The sequence below is a fragment of the Acidaminococcus hominis genome (genome assembly GCF_022484025.1).
Lineage (GTDB): Bacteria > Bacillota > Negativicutes > Acidaminococcales > Acidaminococcaceae > Acidaminococcus > Acidaminococcus hominis.
The window spans coordinates 1,392,423-1,409,880 of sequence record NZ_JAKVMG010000001.1 but is presented as its reverse complement, the minus strand read 5'-3'; the positions used below and the strand labels follow the sequence as shown (position 1 = coordinate 1,409,880).

Genomic DNA, 17,458 nt, shown 5'->3' with positions numbered 1-17,458 from the left:
AGGACAAAAGTACATAAAAACAGCAAATAAAGAACAAAGTATACATAAATACGGTATACAATACGGGTAATATTTAAGAAACTTGTAAAATAAAGTGTTGCAAAATCGGAAACACATGCTATAATAGGCATTAACTTGTTAGACAGGCTTTCGTTAGCACTGGTCCCTGGCAAGAAATCAAAATGAAGTGAAGGTGTTGGGCATGAAAGGATGGAAAAAAGCAGTGGGTGCACTGGCCATGACCACGGCGCTGGCCACACTGTTTGCAGGCTGCGGCGATAAAAAGCAGGCCGCCAACAGCAACGAAGTGAAAATGGGCGCCCTGTTCGAAATGACGGGCAACGTGGCCAACTACGGCAAATCAGCCTACAACGGCATGACCATGGCCGTGGACGAAATCAATGCCAAAGGCGGCATCAACGGCAAAAAGATTACCATTGTTCAGGCCGACAACAAGTCCGAGCCTTCCGAATCCGGCAACCAGGCCACCAAGTTGATTTCCAAGGATAAGGTGGCCGTCATTGTAGGCCCGGCTACCAGCGGCTGTGTGGCGGCAGCTACCCCGGTGGTGACCAACGCCAAGGTCCCCCTGATTGCGCCTACGGCAACGGCTCCCGGCATTACGGTGGATGAACAAGGCAAGGTTCGTCCCTATATCTTCCGGACTTGCTTCACCGATCCTTTCCAAGGCAAGGTTATGGCAACCTTCGCCCTGAAGAGCCTGAACGTGAAGAATGCAGCCATCTATTTTGATTCTTCCAGTGACTATTCCAAGGGCCTGGTGGACGTGTTCACCAAGACTTTCGAGGCAGGCGGCGGCAAAGTGGTTGCCAAAGAAGCCTTCCTGGCCAAGGACCAGGACTTCAAAGCAGCCCTGACCAAACTGAAGGCTTCCAATCCGGACGTCCTGTACGTGCCGGCCTATTATGAAGAAGTTTCCAAGATTGTGAAACAAGCCCGTGAAGTGGGCCTGACCTGCCCGATTCTGGGCTCCGATGGTTGGGATTCTCCGAAACTGGTAGAAATTGCCGGTGCCGATGCCCTGAACAATACCTACTTCAGCAGTGCCTATTCTGCCCAGGACCAGGACCCTACCATCCAAAAGTTCATCAAAGACTACAAAGCCAAATACAACGCAGAACCGGACAGCTTCGCCATCCATGCCTATGACTGCGTACTGGTAGCGGCAGAAGCCATTAAGAGAGCCGGCACCACTGATGGCACCAAGATTGCCGAAGAAATCGCCAAGATGAAGGATTTCCCCATTGCTACAGGCAAATTCACCGTAGATAAGGAACACAATCCCATCACCGGCGGCACCATCATCGAACTGAAGAATGGTGTCCAAACCTTCAGGGAAAAGATTAATCCCTGAACCTAAAAAACTGCATACTTCTTTCTATTGTTTGCTAACTAGGGGAAAACGCCAGATTGGGGAAACCTGACCTGGCGTTTTCATGTGGGGCGAGTTTTGGCCCTGCCGTCCTTCTTTTCCTTTCACTTTCGCCAATGCCTGGAAATTCTGAACAATTTCGCTTTCCTTTATTTGTTTTTCCTTCTACATTGCAACAGGGATATGGTACAATGTATCTAATCTGTTGCCAGGTAGAAAACTGGCAGAAACGGAGGGTGTTATGGCAATCAATTTATTGGTTTTTGGCGCCATCCTCCTGGGCATCGAAGCACTGATTCCCGGCTTCGGGGTCTTTGGAGCCGCAGGGCTGGTGTGCCTTTTGGGGGCCCTGTATTTTTCCCTGGGCGCTGGTACTACCGCTGCCGTAGCGGTGCTGATCGCTTTGGTGCTGCTGCTTTTTGCCGCCTACGTGCTGATCCGGCTGATGCCGGAAAGCTGGCTGGGCCGGCGGCTGACCCTGCGCTGGCGTTCCACCGCAGAACGGGGCTACCAGGGCAGTGAGGAACGGAAAGACCTGCTGGGCAAGGTGGGCATCGCCCAAACGGTGCTGCGGCCCGCAGGCAAGGTAATGATTGACGGGGAACCGGTGGACTGCGTTACCGACGGAGAATTTTACGAGCCGGGGACCCGGGTGAAAGTGGTGGCCGTTACCGGCGGCCGCACGGTAGTACGAAAGGAGAACTGAGATGCTGGCATTACTAGGTAGTTCCTTTTTTGTGATTGTTTTATTGGTGGTAATTGTCCTGTTCCTGCACTTTGTGCCTTTGGGACTGTGGATCTCTGCTATGGCGGCTGGGGTCAACGTACACATCTTTACCCTGGTGGGGATGCGGCTGCGGCGGGTTATTCCCTCCAAGATTATCCTGCCTCTGGTGAAGGCCAACAAGGCCGGTCTTGACGTGAATGTGGACCAGCTGGAAGCCCATTACCTGGCCGGCGGTGACGTGGACCGGGTGGTGGATGCCCTGATTGCCGCAGAACGGGCTGCCATTCCCCTGACCTTTGAACGGGCCGCAGCCATCGACCTGGCTGGCCGGGATGTGCTGGAAGCCGTACAGATGAGCGTTAACCCCAAGGTGATTGAAACGCCCTTGATTTCTGCTGTGGCCAAAAATGGTATTGAACTGAAGGTCCGGGCCCGGGTTACCGTGCGGGCCAATATTGACCGGCTGGTAGGCGGTGCCGGGGAATCCACCATTATCGCCCGGGTAGGCGAAGGGATTGTTACCACCGTAGGTTCCTCCGAGGAGCATACGGACGTTTTGGAAAATCCGGACCATATTTCCCGGACCGTGCTCAGCAAAGGGCTGGATGCAGGGTCTGCCTTTGAAATTCTCTCTATTGATATCGCCGACGTGGATGTGGGCCGGAACATTGGGGCCCAGCTGATGACCGACCAGGCCGAAGCCGACAAGAATATTGCCCAGGCCAAGGCAGAAGAACGCCGGGCCATGGCTGTGGCCAAAGAGCAGGAAATGCGGGCCTATACCCAGGAAATGCAGGCCAAGGTGGTGGAAGCCCAGGCGCAGGTACCCGAGGCTTTGGCCCAGGCCCTGCGGCAGGGGAATCTGGGAGTGATGGATTATTACCGGCTGAACAACCTGCTGGCCGATACCAAAATGCGGGAAGGCCTGACGGCTGGCTCCCAGGAAGCAGCTCCCAAACCTTCCCAGCCGGTGAAGTAGGAGGCGCCTATGGACAGCGGCCTGATTATTGTGCTGCTCTGGATTGGGTTTCTGATTTTGGGGCAGTGGACCAGAAAACGGCCTCCCAAGAAGCCGGGAAGCGGCGTGCAGCTGCCTAAGCTGCCCAAGCTCAGTTTCCCCAAGGGGCCCCAGCCGGTGAAGCGGCAGCCGGCCCAGCCCGGTACCTTTACCTGTGAAGAAGCTGCGGCCACGGAGCCTTTAGGCCACCGGGTAACGCCTACGGTGCAGGAGCAGGTGGAGGACCTAAAGCCCACGATCCAGCCCCTAAAGGAAGACCTGAAGGACGAGATCCGGGATTTAACCCCGGAGGTGCCCCTGGCGGACGCAGCTCCCCAGGCACCCAAACCGCAGAATCCTCTGCTGGCCGGCGGCCTGCGCCAGGGTATGGCCTGGGCGATGGTCCTTGGCAAACCCCGGTCCTTGGAAAGCTGGGATGAGGAACAAGGAAAGCATTTTTAGGAGCAGTAGTAAAAAACGGTTACACCATAATTTGTAACGCAGCACGGCAGTGCAAATCTACAGGGAAAAGAGGAATGGGGTATGGCAGAAGGAAAAGCGTCACCCAAGACCCCTTGGGTGGACCGGTTTTTGAATGGAGTGGAGCGGGTTTGTGCCAAGCTGCCCCCGCCGGCCATCCTGTTTTGCATTTTGTTTTTGATTACCGCACTGATTGGCGCAGGTCTTACGGCTTCCGGAGTGGCCCTGGAAAACCCTGCAACCGGGAAGCTGGTCATGTCCCAGAACCTGTTTTCCAAGGACGGGGTAAACTGGCTTTTGACCCATTTGGTCAGCAACTTCTCGGGCTTTGCGCCCCTGGGCCTTGTGATCACCATGACCCTGGCCATTGGCTTTTGTGAGGAATCCGGGCTGCTCATCAGCCTGCTGCGCCGGAGCATGCACAACGTGCCGCCCGGCATTGTACCCTATCTGGTGGCGTTTGTTGGGGTTATGGGCAACATCGCCTCCGATACGGCAGCGGTGGTGATTCCGCCTCTGGCAGCCCTGGTGTACATCGGGGTGGGGAAGAATCCCCTGGTGGGCATGATTGTGGGCTACGCCGGCTCCAACGCCGGCTTTACCGCCAACCTGCTGATTGCCGGGACGGATTCCCTGCTTCAGGGCATGACCAACCAGGCCATTGAAGCCTTTTTGGGCAACAGCTCCTTTGTGGTGGACGTGACCTGCAACTGGTATTTTATGTTTGTATCCACCTTCCTGGTTTCCTGGGTGTTGGGCTATTTCTCCAAGGTGCTGGTGGAACCCCGCTTTGGCAAGTACGAAGCCAAGGACCTGGAAGGGGTTCAGGAAGTTACCCAGGAAGAAAAACGGGGGATGCGCAACGCCGGGCTGGTGACTCTGGCCTATTGTGCCCTTATTGCGGCCGGCTTTTTCAGCGGCGTGCTGTCCAAGAACGGTTCCCTGGTGGGTTCCCTGCTGCTGAAGGGCATGATTCCCATTCTCTTTGGGCTCATGAGCCTGGCAGGGATTGCCTACGGCATTACGGTAGGGAAATTCAAGGATGTCCGCAGCATCAACAACGCCATGGTCAAGCAGATGGCAGCCATGGGTTCCTACGTGGTGTTCTGCTTCTTCTGCGGCCAGTTCCAGGGGTTGTTCAACTGGACCCATCTGGGTACCCTGCTGGCCATTTCCGGAGCGGATTTCCTGAAAAGCGCCGGCTTTACGGGCATTCCCCTGTGCGTGACCTTTGTGCTGGTGTGCGCCTTCGTTAATATTTTCATGTCCTCGGGTTCTGCCAAATGGGCTATTTTCGCTCCCATTTTTGTGCCCATGTTCATGCTGCTGGGCTACCATCCGGGCTTTGCCCAGCTGCTGTACCGGCTGGGGGACTCCCCGGGCAACAGCTTCACCCCCATGATGCCCTATCTGTGGATGATGCTCAGCGTGGCCCAGGAAAAATACGATCCCAACGTAACCGTGGGGACCTTTATTTCCAACCTGATTCCCTTGGCCGTGATTCTGCAGTTCATCTGGATCCTCTTTATGATTGCCTGGATGGCGCTGGGCGTTCCCATTGGGCCGGGCGTAGGCACGGCGCTGCCCCCTGGCATTCTGTAAGACTTGTGTTAACCAACAAAAGCGTATTTGCGGCAGGACGGGGAACTTTTCTCCGTCCTGCTTGTGCTTTAGGGGCAAAGCGTCTATAATGATAGGCACCATATAGAGGGGAGTCTTACCACAATGAAAACCAGTAAAAAAGCCGAAATGGCTGTCAATTACAAACATACTGCCAACAACTGTGCCCAAGCCGTTCTCCTGGCCTTCCAGGATGAAATCGGCAAGTCCGCTGAAGAACTGAAAGCCCTGGGTTCCGGGTTCGGTTCCGGCATGGGCGGCTTGGAAGCTACCTGCGGCGCTTTGGTAGGCGCAGGCATTGTTATGGGCCTGCTGAACCATACGGACAAGCCCACCAAATTCATCATGAAGGACGTAGTAGATGAATTTAAGGCTGAAACCGGTGCCACTGCCTGCTGTGACCTGAAAGGCGTAGGCACGGGCAAAGTCCTGTGTCCCTGCGACGACTGCATCCGGGCTGCCGTAGTGGCTATCGAAGAACGCCTGTAAGCGCCTGCACAACTGTATCGCAAGAAAAGAAGCCCCGTTCTGCACTCCGTTGGGAGAAGGCAGGCGGGGCTTTTTGGCTGCAAGTGTTCAATCGATACACAATAATCCTTGTTTGAGAGCGCTGTAGGGAAAAAATGTAACGAAAATGGAAAAGTGCGTTGACAGAGCAAGAAACAGGAGAGTAAACTAATACTATAGTATAGAACCGTTGCTGTTTCTTGGTGTGTGGGCTATGGCCAATAGCGCAGGAAGCATCTGGAGACCCAGCAGGAAATGGAGGGGAAACCCGTATTTTTTGCTGGGCTTTTTTCATGCAGCAGCGAGTTTCACAGTGAAGGGGAGACCGCACAATGGAATTGGCAGAACTGGTAGACAAAAACAAAGAGGAAATGGTGGAAACGCTGTCCAAGGCAGTACAGATCAACAGCGTGCAAGGTGAGGCCGCTCCCGGCAAACCCTTTGGGGAAGGCCCCGCCAAGGCCCTGGAATTTATGCTGGGCGAAGCGGAAAAAATGGGCTTCAAGACCCAAAACGTGGACAACTATATGGGCTGGTGCGAATACGGCACCGGCAAGGAAATGGTAGCGGTGCTGGGCCATTTGGACGTGGTACCCGCCGGTGACGGCTGGGACGAAGATCCCTTCAGCGGCCGGGTGGCTGACGGCAATGTGTACGGCCGGGGCGCCCTGGACGACAAAGGCCCCACCACTTCCGCCCTGTATGCCCTGAAGGCCCTGAAGGAAAGCGGTCTGCCCCTGAAGCGCCGGATCCGTATCCTCTTTGGCACCAACGAAGAAACTGGCAGCCAGGATATGGTCCATTACCTGGAAAAAGGCGGGGAAGTGCCTGTCTGCGGCTTTACGCCCGATGGGGAATACCCGGTCATCAACGGGGAAAAAGGCATCATCAACGTGGAATACCAGGTGGGCTATCAGCAGTACGGTCCCCTGAAACTGGTGAAAATTCACGGGGGTTCTGCCTATAACGTAGTGCCGGCCTTGGCTGTGGCCGAGCTGTCCTGCACCCCGGAACTGGGCAAACAAGTCATTGAAAGCTTTGGCCACCTGGATCCCAAGGTGACCTATGAATTAAAAGAACCGGGCCTGGTTATCACCGCCCAGGGCGTACAGGCCCACGGCGCCTCTCCGGAAAAGGGCGAAAACGCCATTGGCCGGCTGCTGCTATCCCTGTCCCGGCTGCCCCTGATTGGTGAACTGCACCAGGTGATGAACTTCCTGGGCGAAAAGATTGGCCTGGAGGTTCACGGGGTTTCCATGGGCATCGACCTGCGGGACAATGCCTCTGGCCGGCTGTCCTTTAACCTGGGTGTCATTGATGGGGACGACAAGGGCCTGACGGTGAAAATCAACTACCGTTACCCGGTAACCCATACCTACGCCGAATGCGCTCCCCAGCTGGACAATAAATTCCGGAAGAACGGCTTCACCAAAGTTTCTGAATTCCACAAGCAGGCCCTGTACGTGGATCCCAAAACCGACTACATCCAGACCATGCTGGGCGTGTACGGGGAAATGACCGATTTTGAACCCAAGACCATCTGCATTGGCGGGGGCACCTACGCCAAATCCATCCCCCACATTGTAGCCTTTGGTCCTATTTTCCCAGGGGACACCGTGCGGGAACATCTGCCCAACGAATGCTGGGAAATCGACAAATTGGTGCTGAACGCCAAGATTTACGCGGAAACCCTGTATCGGCTGGCCAAATAAAAAACAGCAAGCAAGTTCTGCAAAAGGGGGTAGAGAAATATGAAAATCACCAAAGTACGGCTGGGCCGTATTTCTGTACCGCTGCGGGTGCCCTTTAAAACCGCCCTGCGGCAAGTCAACAGCGTGGAAGATATCATCGTGGAAATCCACACCGATACCGGCGAGGTAGGCTACGGGGAAGCGCCTCCCACAGGAGCCATTACCGGGGATACCACCGGGGCCATTATCGGCGCTTTCCAGGACCACATCATTAAGACCCTGGTGGGCCGGGACGTTGAGGATTTCGAGAATCTCACCCGGGATGTGCAGAAGTGCATTGTGAAAAACAGCAGCGCCAAAGCGGCTGCGGACATTGCTCTGTGGGACCTGTACGGCAAGAAATACGGAATCCCCGTGTACCGGATGCTGGGGGCCAGCCGGAACCAGATTATCACCGACCTGACCATCAGCGTGAATCCCCCGGAAGAAATGGCCCGGGACGCAGTCAACGCTGTGGAGCGGGGCTACGATACCCTGAAGGTAAAAGTGGGCATCGACCCGTCCCTGGACGTGGAGCGGCTTTCCGCCATCCGGGCAGCGGTGGGGGACAAACCCCGGATCCGCATTGACGCCAACCAGGCCTGGTCTCCCAAGCAGGCAGTGAAACTGCTGAACCAGATGCAGGAACGGGGCCTGGACATTGAGCTGGTGGAACAGCCGGTAAAGGCCCACGACCTGGAAGGCTTGAAGTACGTCACTGACCGGTCCTACGTGCCTGTCCTGGCTGACGAAAGCGTCTTCTCCGTGGAAGATGCCCTGAAAATCGTCCAGCTCCAGGCGGCGGACCTGATCAACATCAAACTGATGAAATGCGGCGGGCTTACCAATGCCCTGAAGATTGCCACCCTGGCAGAGGTCAGCGGGGTGGAGTGCATGATTGGCTGTATGCTGGAAGCCAAGGTCAGCGTCAACGCAGCCGTGCATCTGGCCTGCGCCCGGCAAATTATCACCAAGGTGGACCTGGACGGGCCGGTGCTGTGCTCTGAGGACCCGGTGCTGGGCGGCGCCGTATTTAACGAAAAAGAAATTACCGTGGCTGATGAACCGGGTCTGGGCATCCGGGGCATTGAAGGTATCCAGTATCTGGACGACTAATAGGGGTGTGAAAAAGGGGGAATTTGTATGGTAATCACCAGTGGTTTTACGTATATTGCCTTTCTGATGTTTCTGGCCGGCGCCTTGCTGGCCCTGGAAAAATATTCCAAGTGGAAGATTTTCTCCATTGTTCCTCCCCTGGTCTGGATCTACGTGCTGAACATGATCTTCTGCACCATGGGCCTGTACAATTCCAAGGGCGTTTCTGAAGCCTACAAAGCGCTGAAGAACAACCTGCTGTACGCCATGATCTTTGTTATGCTGCTGCGCTGCGACTTCCGGAAGCTGGCCAAACTGGGCGGCCGGATGGTAGCCATCTTCCTGGGCTGCTCGGTGACCCTGTTTGTGGGTTTTATTGTAGGCTATCCGATTTTTAAAGGCTTCCTGGGCAATGATACCTGGGGTGCGGTAGCGGCCCTGTACGCTTCCTGGGTGGGCGGTTCCGCCAATATGGCGGCCATGCAGGCAGCCCTGCCGGTGGACGCCGGCGCCTACAGCTGCGCCCTGGCCCTGGATACCGTGTGCTATTCCGTGTGGATTGCCCTGCTGCTCCTGGGGGTGCGCTATGCCAATCGCTGGAACGCCGCCACCCAGGCGGACACCTCCAAGCTCCAGGCTGTGGCCGATGCTGCCGCTGCCGAAGTCGCCAAGGAAAAGAAGAAGGCCACCTCTGCCGACTGGATTTTCCTGATTGGCGTGTCCCTGCTGGTTTCTGCTCTTTCCCAAACCGTGGGCGCCAACCTGAACACCCTTTTAAAGAGTGTGGGCCTTGCCATGTTTGATAAAGGCACCATGACCACCCTGTTTGTGACGGTGTTGGGCCTGATCTGCGCCATGACCCCGCTGGGCAAGGTGCCCGCCGTGGAAGAACTGTCCAGCGTGTACCTGTACGCCGTGGTTTCCCTTTTGGCTTCCACCGCTTCGGTGCTGGACCTGCTGGCCGCTCCCATGTGGGTGGTGTACGGCTTCTTTATCCTGGTGGTTCACGTGGTGCTGATGTTTGGCCTGTCCAAGCTCTTCCATTGGGATCTGTGCATGGTTTCCACCGCTTCCCTGGCCAATATCGGCGGGGCAGCGTCTGCTCCCATTGTGGCTTCTGCCTATGATGCTTCCTATGCAGGCATCGGCGTGCTTATGGGCATTTTGGGGGCCGCCATCGGGAACTTTGCCGGTCTGTTCTGCGGTTATGTTTTAAAAATGATGTCCTAAGGAGGAAGGAAACTTGAACCAGCAAACCAAGTGGCAGGCTTCTTTGGAAGCCCTGTGCCAAAACAGCAGCGGTCAGGTTACCCTTAGCTTCTACGACGAAAAATTGCGGCACGGCTTCTCTGTTGGGGGAAGCTGTGCCGTTTTGTCTGCCAGTACCATTAAGCTGCTGGTATTGGCAGAAGTTTTTCGTCAGGCGGAAGAAGGCAGCCTGTCTCTGGCGGAAGGGGTGACCCTGACTGCCGAAAAACGCACCGGCGGGGACGGTATCCTGAAGGAACTCCTGTCCGGCCATACCTTTACCCTGAAAGAGCTCTGTACCCTGATGATCATCGTTAGCGACAACGAGGCGGCAAACCTGCTCCTTGACCGGGTGGGCATGGACAAGGTGAACCAGCTGGGAGAGGACCTGGGGCTCACCGCTACCCACCTGGGCCGGAAAATGATGGACAGCGCAGCCCGGGACGCCGGCCGGGATAACTGGACCTGCGCCGACGACCTGGTGCTTCTTCTCCGGGGCATCTACGAAGGCACTCTGGTAAGTCCCCACGCAAGCAAAACCATGCTGGAAATGCTCAAGCGGCAGCAGCAGGGGGACCGGCTCCAGCGGTACCTGCCGGAAGACGTGCCCCTGGCCCACAAATGCGGGGACCTCAAGGGCGTGGAAAATGACTGCGGCATTTTTCTCCTGCCGGACCATCCCTATATTCTGGCCGTCCTGACCCAGCAGCAACCGGACAGCCTGACGGGCAAGCGGACCCTGGGCACCCTTGGCAAACTGGTCTATGACCACATTACGGAAGGGGAGGCCTAGACCATGGCAGAAAAACCGGCGCCAAAGCAGCGCACCCTGTACTTTACCGGGGAAGCCCGGACCACCTCGGACAACGCCATTACCCGGATCTACGGGACCTTCTACCTGGCCTTTGAGGTAGCGGCCGGTACCGGGGAAATCCTGGATGTGGACTGCAACGCCACCCTGGAGCTGACCCGGAAATTCGTGAAAAACATATTTATGCACCATTTTCTGGAAAAAGATGCAGCCTTCCTGGAGGCAGAAATACAGGACCGGTACTACGGTTCTTCCAGCAGGGCCATCCTGGCCGCCTACCGGGATGCCCTGGCCCATTACCGCCAGGCCCAGGGAAAGTGAAGAGCTGACGGCGGAAGACGGGAATAGTTAGCCATGGGAAACCATGTATTGTTCGGAAAATTCATTTTTAGAAGGACAAATGACTCTGAAACACCGACAAATTCAGGAAATAGACAAGAATTTACGAACATAGAGAAAATCAGAAAGAAAAAAGTTCGAAAAAATTGCTTTTCTTACTAGCTTAATGAAAAGCGGTGTGCTATAATAAGCCATGTAATTCAGAAGTACTTAAAAGAAAATAACAAAGGACGGGACCACCCGTTCAACCCGCTCAAATGAATCTGAGCATGCTAGCCAATGGGCCAAAGAGGGAAAGGGGAAATCAAACATGTATAAAACCAACATGTATCAAGACGACCTGCTTTATGTGATTAAACCCAGTGAATTGACACCGGAAACTTTGCGTATTCTGCTGAATAATCATCCTGAAATCAAATTCGTATCTTTCATGGGCATTGACTTTGCCGGCAACGATACGGATGAAAAGGTGCCTATTTCCCTGCTGCTGGATGATATGGAAACCATGCTGTACAGCCATACGGCCCAAACCGACGGTTCTTCCGTAGTACTGCCCGGCGTTGCTTCCCTGAACGATGCCCGTGTAGATATGGTTGCTGACCTGTCCGTAAACTGGTTCGTTGACTACAATATTGAACACGTGGATGCTGAAACCGGCAAACTGGTGGGCACCCTGCGTGTACCTTGCTTCCTGCTGCACAACGGTGAATTCGTGGATTCCCGTTACCTGCTGAAAAAATCCCTGGAATACGTTTCCAGCGAAATCCACAAAGCCATGCTGGCTGCCGGCACGGTTCCTGGTCTGGCCTTTGATCCCAAGGACGTAGAAAAGGTAACCTTTACCAGCGCTACCGAATTGGAATTCTGGGTCAAGACTCCTACCGAAGACGTGGACAAAACTGCCCTGTCTTCCTCCCAGATCATGCAGGAACAATACTGGGCCCGTACCCGCGGCAACGTGCGTACCGCTTTGGAACAAGCCGTTGAAGTGCTGGGCTACTATGGCCTGGAACCGGAAATGGGCCACAAAGAAGTGGGCGGCGTAAGAGGTCAACTGGATGCCAACGGCAACATGACCCACGTTAACGAACAGCTGGAAATCGACTGGAAATTCTCCACCGGCCTGCAATGCGCCGATAACGAAATTCTGGTACGTACCCTGGTTAAGGAAATCTTCCGTGCTAACGGCCTGGAAGTATCCTTCCTGGCCAAACCCATTGTGGGCGTTGCCGGCAGCGGCGAACACACCCACGTTGGTTTCGGCGCCATCCTGAAGGACGGCAAATTCGTGAATATCATGAGCCCCTCCGATATGAAGGCTGACTTCCTGTCCGCCATCGGCTTTGGCGCCCTGATGGGTCTTTTGAAGAACTACGAAGTGCTGAACCCCATCGTTTCCTGCACCACCGATGCTTTCAAACGACTGAGACCTGGCTTTGAAGCTCCTATCTGCATCGTAACCTCCATCGGCAAGGCTCCGGATGTTCCTTCCCGTAACAGAACCATCCTGGCCGGCCTGATCCGGGATATCGACAATCCCAAGGCTACCCGTGTGGAAATGCGTGCTCCCAACCCCTTCACCAACACCTACCTGGCCCTGGCTGGCTTCTACCTGGCTGCCCTGGACGGCATCAAGGCTGCCCTGGCTTCCGGCAAGTCCACCAAGGAACTGGAAAAGGAACTGTCCAAGACTGCTGGGGAAGAAGGCTTCTACCTGGAAAAAGACAGAGCCTATCGTTCTGAAGACGATGTGTTCGAAGACTTTACCCCGGAAGAACGGGATCAATACTTTGGCAAACCGCCTGCAACCGTTTGGGAAAACATGAAAGCCTTTGATGCTTATCCGGAAAAGGTAGCCGTGCTGACCCAAGGCGATATTCTGAAACCGCTGTATCTGAAATCCTTCGAGGAAGGCGCTTTGATCAGATGGAAGACCGAACTGCTGACCCACATCATTCCGGATTACAGAAACAGAATTGCCAGCATGAAACCCCTGCACGAAACCACCGAAGGCAGCACTGCCTGGGATGACGGTATGTGGCAGAGAGTCCAGGAACTGCGGGTTATCATTGCCAAGAACACCGATACCAACGTATCCATGTTCACCCAATTGTCCAAAGCCCTGACCGAAGGCGACTATGACAAGGCTTCCGATTTGCAGCTGGCTATGGACAAGAAAATGGAAGAATTGGAAAAACTGTATAAGGATTACGCAGAAAACATTCTGTAAGTTAGACTGCTAGAAAAGGAGGCTGCCAAGCGTGCACCATAAGACCACAGGTCTCCTGCTGACGCTCCTGCTTCTCCTCAGTCTGTCCCTGACTGCTCAGGCCGCTGCCGTTCCACCGGTGGCGGTCTTGGGTGCTAAGGGCCGCAAAGTGGAAGAAGTACAAGCTATGTTGTCCAAGCTGGATATATACCAGGGCGAGATAGATGGAGAGTTTGGGACCGATACAATGAATGCCGTTAAGACCTTCCAACGCAAACACAAAAAACAGCAGACAGGAGCTGTTACTTGGTCCGTCTACAATTTGATGAGTAAGGAAAGCGGCCTGAGTTTTGGCCACTACCGAAAACTTTGGACCATGGAAACTACGGGCTATAGTCCCACTGACCCGGGCGTAACGGGTGTGACCTATACCGGCATTCCCATGCAAAAAGGCGTTATTGCTGTAGATCCCTTGATTATTCCTCTAGGTACCCGGATGTATGTGATGGGGTACGGGGAAGGGATTGCCGCCGATATCGGCAGCGCCATCAAGGGCAACAAAATAGATTTGGCATTTTCCAACCGCGGACAGGCGCTTCAATGGGGCCGTCGGCGGGTACACGTGTATATACTGTAAATTGATTTTTTGAAACAAAATTATTGAAAATTCAGAGATAGGAGTGAAGAAATTGTTAACTGCTGCAGAAATCCCAGGTTGGATGGAAAAGAAATTTGACGAAAATGCATTTATGAAATTGGCAGATGTGAAACTGGAAAAAGTGGAATGCGGCCGCTGCGAGCTGAGCATGGCGGTGGACCCGGCCAAGCACGGGAACCGGTATGGCGTGGTCCATGGTGGAGCCCTCTTTACCCTGGCGGATACGGCCATGGGGGCAGTGGGCTACAGCATTGGGGACAAGGTAGTTACCCTTTCTTCCTCCATCAACTTTATCAGCAACACCTCTGCCAAGGAAAAAATTATTGCCAAGGCACATCTGGAACATAAAGGCCGTTCCACCCTGGTTTGCCGGGTTGAAATCTTCGACCCCGAGGGCAAAAAAATGGTGGATGTAACGGGCACCATGTTTGTGGTGGGGCATTTTGACGAAATACCCAATCAGTGGTAAAATAATGAAGATTAACAACTAAAATACTAGGCTACGCCATAAAACAGGAGGCTCTCTTATGGATTTCGCGTTAAACGAAGAGCAATTAGAATTAAAGTCCATAGTCAAAGACTTCGTTGATAAGGAAATTGTTCCTTATACGGAAGAAATGGATCGGGAAAACCACGCTAGACCGGAAATTTTCAAAATCGCCGGTGATATGGGACTGCTGAACTTGGTAGTCCCGGAAGAATACGGCGGCCCGGGACTGGACAGCATTACCATTGCCATGATTTATGAAGAACTGGGCAAGGGCTGCGCCGGTGTGGCTACTTCCATTGCTGCCAATGCTCTGGCCTCTTATCCCATTTTGATTGCTGGCAATGAAGAACAGAAAAAATACCAATGCGACCTGCTGAACGCAGGCAAGCTGGCTGCTTTTGCCCTGACCGAACCGGGTGCCGGTTCCGATGCAGGCGCAGTAGCCACCAAAGCCGTTAAAGACGGGGACCACTATGTCCTGAACGGCCAAAAGGTGTTCATCACCAACGGCGGCATTGCCGACAGCTACCTGGTGTTCGCCAATACCCGGAAATCCGGCGGTATCCGCGGACTGACCTGCTTTATCGTTCCCAAAGGCACTCCGGGCTTCAGCGTAGGCCGCAAAGAAGATAAAATGGGCATTCGTCCCTCCAACACCTGCGAATTGATTCTGGAAGACGTTATCGTTCCTGAATCCATGCGGGTAGGCCGGGAAGGCCAAGGCTTTTGCATTGCCATGGAAACCCTGGATTCCGCCCGTCCTTTCGTAGCCTCCGTTGCTGTAGGTCTGGCCCAGTCCTGCCTGGATCTGGCTGCCCACTACGCACGGGAAAGAAGACAGTTTGGCCAGCCCATCGCTTCCTTCCAAATGGTACAGGCAATGATTGCCGATATGGCCATGAAGGTAGAAACTGCCCGTCTGATGGTGCAGAAAGCCTGCTGGATGCGTGACCAGGGCGTGGAATTTGGCAAGGAAGCTGCCATGAGCAAATGCTTTGCCTCCGATGTGGCCATGGAAGTGGCTACCGATGCCCTGCAGGTTATGGGTGGTTACGGCTACATGAAAGACTATCCCATGGAAAAGAAAATGCGTGATGCCAAGATTCTGCAAATCTACGAAGGCACCAACCAAATCCAACGGATGGTTATTGCCAACAAGATTTTGTACTAAATATAATGTATCCCGTTTTGACGGCTGCCGCCCGCTGGAGTGGGTTGGAATGGCGTCAGAAATGGAAAAGTAAAAATTATAATTGATGGCTGCTTTTCCGTTAAAAAATGGGCAAGGCCTGTCTGCGTGCAGGTCCTGACCTGGTATTTATGGCTGAATAAGGCTGTGAAACGAACTTCACAGCCTTATTTTATTGAATAGGTAGGAATTGGAAATATAATTATTACCTATGAAATAGTAGATAAATTGTCTTCAGTTGGCTTATTGTCAGATAACGGAAAATGTCATATAATTTACGGTATACAAAATATGCGGACTTTGGCGGTCCCATGGGGAAATAGGAGAGGTTAACGAAAAATGATCAGTACGGGATTGTTAGCGGAAGCAAAAGAAGTAGTCAGAGATTTAAGCGTGCGTGAGCTCATTGAAGAAGCCATTCGCAACGGAGAAGGTACTTTTTCTGATACGGGCGCGCTGCGGGTAACTACCGGTACCCATACCGGCCGTTCTCCCAAGGACAAGTTCATTGTGGACACACCTCTGACCCATGATGTGGTCAGCTGGACCAACAACCAGCCCTGCAGCCAGGAAACCTTTGACCGGATTTACGCCAAGTGCGAAGCCTATATCAAGACCCACCGGGTATACGTGAACAACGTGAAGGCCGGTGCCGATCCCAAGTATCAGATTCGGGTAAAGTTCATCAACCAGATGGCTTGGCAGAGTGTATTCGTGAACCAGCTGTTCATTAAATCCAATGAACCCAGCACTGTTCAGGAAGACTTTACCGTCATCTCCCTGCCGGATGTGGAAGCAGAACCGGCACTGGACCACACCAACTCTGAAACCTTCATTATTCTGAACTTCGACAAGAAAGTGGTGCTCATCGGCGGCGGCCGTTATGCCGGCGAACTGAAGAAATCCATTTTCTCTGTAATGAATTACCTGCTGCCCCTGCAGAACATTCTTACCATGCACTGCTCCTGCAATGAGGGCCCCAAGGGCGACGTAGCCCTGTTCTTTGGCCTGTCCGGCACCGGGAAAACCACCCTGTCCGCAGACCCCAAACGTTCCCTGATTGGTGACGATGAACACGGCTGGGGAGATAACGGGGTATTCAACATCGAAGGCGGCTGCTATGCCAAGTGCATCGACCTGACCGAAGACAGCCAGCCGGAGATTTTCCATGCCGTGCGTTTCGGCGCCGTGATGGAAAACGTGGTGGTGGATTCCAAGACCGGGGCTCCTGACTTCTCCGACCGGACCATTACGGAAAACACCCGGGTAGCCTATCCCCTGAACTATATTCCCAACGCCAAGCTGCCCAGCATGGCCACCCATCCCAAGAACATCATCCTGCTGACGGCTGATGCCTTCGGGGTACTGCCTCCCATCTCCAAGCTCACCAAGGAGCAGGCCATGTACCACTACCTGACGGGCTATACCAGCAAGGTTGCCGGTACCGAACGGGGCATTACGGAACCCCAGGCCACGTTCTCCACGGCCTTTGGCGCACCGTTCCTGCCCCTGCCTCCGCTGACCTATGCCAAGCTTCTGGGGGAACGGATTGCCAAGCATGAGACCAACGTATACCTGGTGAACACCGGCTGGACCGGCGGCCCCTACGGGGTTGGCAGCCGGATGAAACTGGCCTACACCCGGGCCATGATCCACGCAGCCCTGGACGGTGAACTGGGCAAGGAAGGCTGGACCACCATGCCGTTATTCAACGTGGCTGTGCCCAAGTCCTGCCCCAACGTGCCGGACGAAGTGCTGGATCCCCGGTCCACCTGGGAAGACAAGGAAGCCTACGATCAGACCTGTGCCAAACTGGCCGGCCTGTTCCAGGAAAACTTCAAGAAATTTGCTGGTGAGGTAACGGAAGACATTGCTTCCGCTGGTCCTACTCTGGATAAATAAGACGACGCAAGGGGCTGTGCACTGCAGCCCCTTTTCTTGTATTTACGGGAACCTGCGCTAGGC

At 54.2% G+C, this 17,458-nt stretch carries 16 protein-coding genes; all 16 read left to right on the top strand.

What is annotated here, in order from left to right; all coding sequences use genetic code 11:
• Positions 1-202 precede the first annotated feature (202 nt).
• The 16 genes from LKE88_RS06190 (at position 203) to pckA (ending at position 17,395) form a co-directional block, all read left to right on the top strand.
• Positions 203-1,375: an ABC transporter substrate-binding protein gene (locus LKE88_RS06190; protein WP_105326077.1), complete on the top strand. Its 1,173-nt coding sequence runs from the start codon at positions 203-205 to the stop codon at positions 1,373-1,375.
• A gap of 223 nt (positions 1,376-1,598) precedes the next feature.
• The gene (locus LKE88_RS06185; protein ID WP_434735295.1) at positions 1,599-2,099 is read left to right on the top strand and encodes an NfeD family protein; all 501 of its coding nucleotides are present in this window, start codon (positions 1,599-1,601) and stop codon (positions 2,097-2,099) included.
• A gap of 1 nt (position 2,100) precedes the next feature.
• On the top strand, positions 2,101-3,099 hold the full coding sequence (gene floA / locus LKE88_RS06180) for a flotillin-like protein FloA (protein ID WP_105326075.1): 999 nt from the start codon (positions 2,101-2,103) through the stop codon (positions 3,097-3,099).
• A gap of 9 nt (positions 3,100-3,108) precedes the next feature.
• Positions 3,109-3,579: a hypothetical protein gene (locus LKE88_RS06175; RefSeq protein ID WP_105326074.1), complete on the top strand. Its 471-nt coding sequence runs from the start codon at positions 3,109-3,111 to the stop codon at positions 3,577-3,579.
• A gap of 81 nt (positions 3,580-3,660) precedes the next feature.
• A complete protein-coding gene (locus LKE88_RS06170; RefSeq protein WP_105326073.1) occupies positions 3,661-5,199 on the top strand; it encodes an AbgT family transporter in 1,539 nt (512 codons plus the stop codon).
• Positions 5,200-5,322: 123 nt separating this feature from the next.
• Positions 5,323-5,706, top strand: a complete 384-nt coding sequence (locus LKE88_RS06165; RefSeq protein ID WP_105326072.1) for a C-GCAxxG-C-C family protein — start codon at positions 5,323-5,325, stop codon at positions 5,704-5,706.
• A gap of 350 nt (positions 5,707-6,056) precedes the next feature.
• Positions 6,057-7,436, top strand: a complete 1,380-nt coding sequence (gene pepV, locus LKE88_RS06160; RefSeq protein ID WP_105326071.1) for a dipeptidase PepV — start codon at positions 6,057-6,059, stop codon at positions 7,434-7,436.
• Positions 7,437-7,475: 39 nt separating this feature from the next.
• On the top strand, positions 7,476-8,570 hold the full coding sequence (locus tag LKE88_RS06155; RefSeq protein ID WP_105326070.1) for a dipeptide epimerase: 1,095 nt from the start codon (positions 7,476-7,478) through the stop codon (positions 8,568-8,570).
• Between the two features lie 27 nt (positions 8,571-8,597).
• Positions 8,598-9,779, top strand: coding sequence for a DUF819 family protein (locus tag LKE88_RS06150; RefSeq protein WP_105326069.1), 1,182 nt, complete (start codon positions 8,598-8,600; stop codon positions 9,777-9,779).
• Positions 9,780-9,792: 13 nt separating this feature from the next.
• Entirely contained in the window at positions 9,793-10,590 is a 798-nt protein-coding gene (locus LKE88_RS06145) for a serine hydrolase (protein WP_105326068.1), read from the top strand.
• A 3-nt stretch (positions 10,591-10,593) separates the two neighbouring features.
• Positions 10,594-10,929, top strand: a complete 336-nt coding sequence (locus tag LKE88_RS06140) for a DUF3870 domain-containing protein (protein ID WP_105326067.1) — start codon at positions 10,594-10,596, stop codon at positions 10,927-10,929.
• 343 nt (positions 10,930-11,272) lie between these two features.
• Positions 11,273-13,177, top strand: a complete 1,905-nt coding sequence (locus LKE88_RS06135; protein WP_118287024.1) for a type I glutamate--ammonia ligase — start codon at positions 11,273-11,275, stop codon at positions 13,175-13,177.
• Between the two features lie 31 nt (positions 13,178-13,208).
• Positions 13,209-13,793 carry a 3D domain-containing protein gene (locus LKE88_RS06130; protein ID WP_105326066.1) on the top strand — a complete coding sequence of 195 codons (585 nt, stop codon included), beginning with the start codon at positions 13,209-13,211 and terminating at the stop codon, positions 13,791-13,793.
• Between the two features lie 112 nt (positions 13,794-13,905).
• Complete coding sequence (locus tag LKE88_RS06125; protein ID WP_233547573.1) at positions 13,906-14,283, top strand: PaaI family thioesterase; 378 nt, start codon at positions 13,906-13,908, stop codon at positions 14,281-14,283.
• A gap of 58 nt (positions 14,284-14,341) precedes the next feature.
• Complete coding sequence (locus LKE88_RS06120) at positions 14,342-15,475, top strand: acyl-CoA dehydrogenase family protein (RefSeq protein WP_105326064.1); 1,134 nt, start codon at positions 14,342-14,344, stop codon at positions 15,473-15,475.
• Positions 15,476-15,832: 357 nt separating this feature from the next.
• Complete coding sequence (pckA, locus tag LKE88_RS06115) at positions 15,833-17,395, top strand: phosphoenolpyruvate carboxykinase (ATP) (RefSeq protein WP_105326063.1); 1,563 nt, start codon at positions 15,833-15,835, stop codon at positions 17,393-17,395.
• Positions 17,396-17,458 lie beyond the last annotated feature (63 nt).

Bases quoted from the DNA above. Each gene is read 5' to 3' on its own strand.
- LKE88_RS06120 (WP_105326064.1), top strand. From the start codon at position 14,342: ATGGATTTCGCGTTAAACGAAGAGCAATTAGAATTAAAGTCCATAGTC.
- LKE88_RS06135 (WP_118287024.1), top strand. From the start codon at position 11,273: ATGTATCAAGACGACCTGCTTTATGTGATTAAACCCAGTGAATTGACA.
- floA (WP_105326075.1), top strand. From the start codon at position 2,101: ATGCTGGCATTACTAGGTAGTTCCTTTTTTGTGATTGTTTTATTGGTG.
- LKE88_RS06165 (WP_105326072.1), top strand. From the start codon at position 5,323: ATGAAAACCAGTAAAAAAGCCGAAATGGCTGTCAATTACAAACATACT.
- pepV (WP_105326071.1), top strand. From the start codon at position 6,057: ATGGAATTGGCAGAACTGGTAGACAAAAACAAAGAGGAAATGGTGGAA.
- LKE88_RS06155 (WP_105326070.1), top strand. From the start codon at position 7,476: ATGAAAATCACCAAAGTACGGCTGGGCCGTATTTCTGTACCGCTGCGG.
- LKE88_RS06125 (WP_233547573.1), top strand. From the start codon at position 13,906: ATGAAATTGGCAGATGTGAAACTGGAAAAAGTGGAATGCGGCCGCTGC.
- LKE88_RS06150 (WP_105326069.1), top strand. From the start codon at position 8,598: ATGGTAATCACCAGTGGTTTTACGTATATTGCCTTTCTGATGTTTCTG.
- LKE88_RS06170 (WP_105326073.1), top strand. From the start codon at position 3,661: ATGGCAGAAGGAAAAGCGTCACCCAAGACCCCTTGGGTGGACCGGTTT.
- LKE88_RS06140 (WP_105326067.1), top strand. From the start codon at position 10,594: ATGGCAGAAAAACCGGCGCCAAAGCAGCGCACCCTGTACTTTACCGGG.
- pckA (WP_105326063.1), top strand. From the start codon at position 15,833: ATGATCAGTACGGGATTGTTAGCGGAAGCAAAAGAAGTAGTCAGAGAT.
- LKE88_RS06175 (WP_105326074.1), top strand. From the start codon at position 3,109: ATGGACAGCGGCCTGATTATTGTGCTGCTCTGGATTGGGTTTCTGATT.
- LKE88_RS06190 (WP_105326077.1), top strand. From the start codon at position 203: ATGAAAGGATGGAAAAAAGCAGTGGGTGCACTGGCCATGACCACGGCG.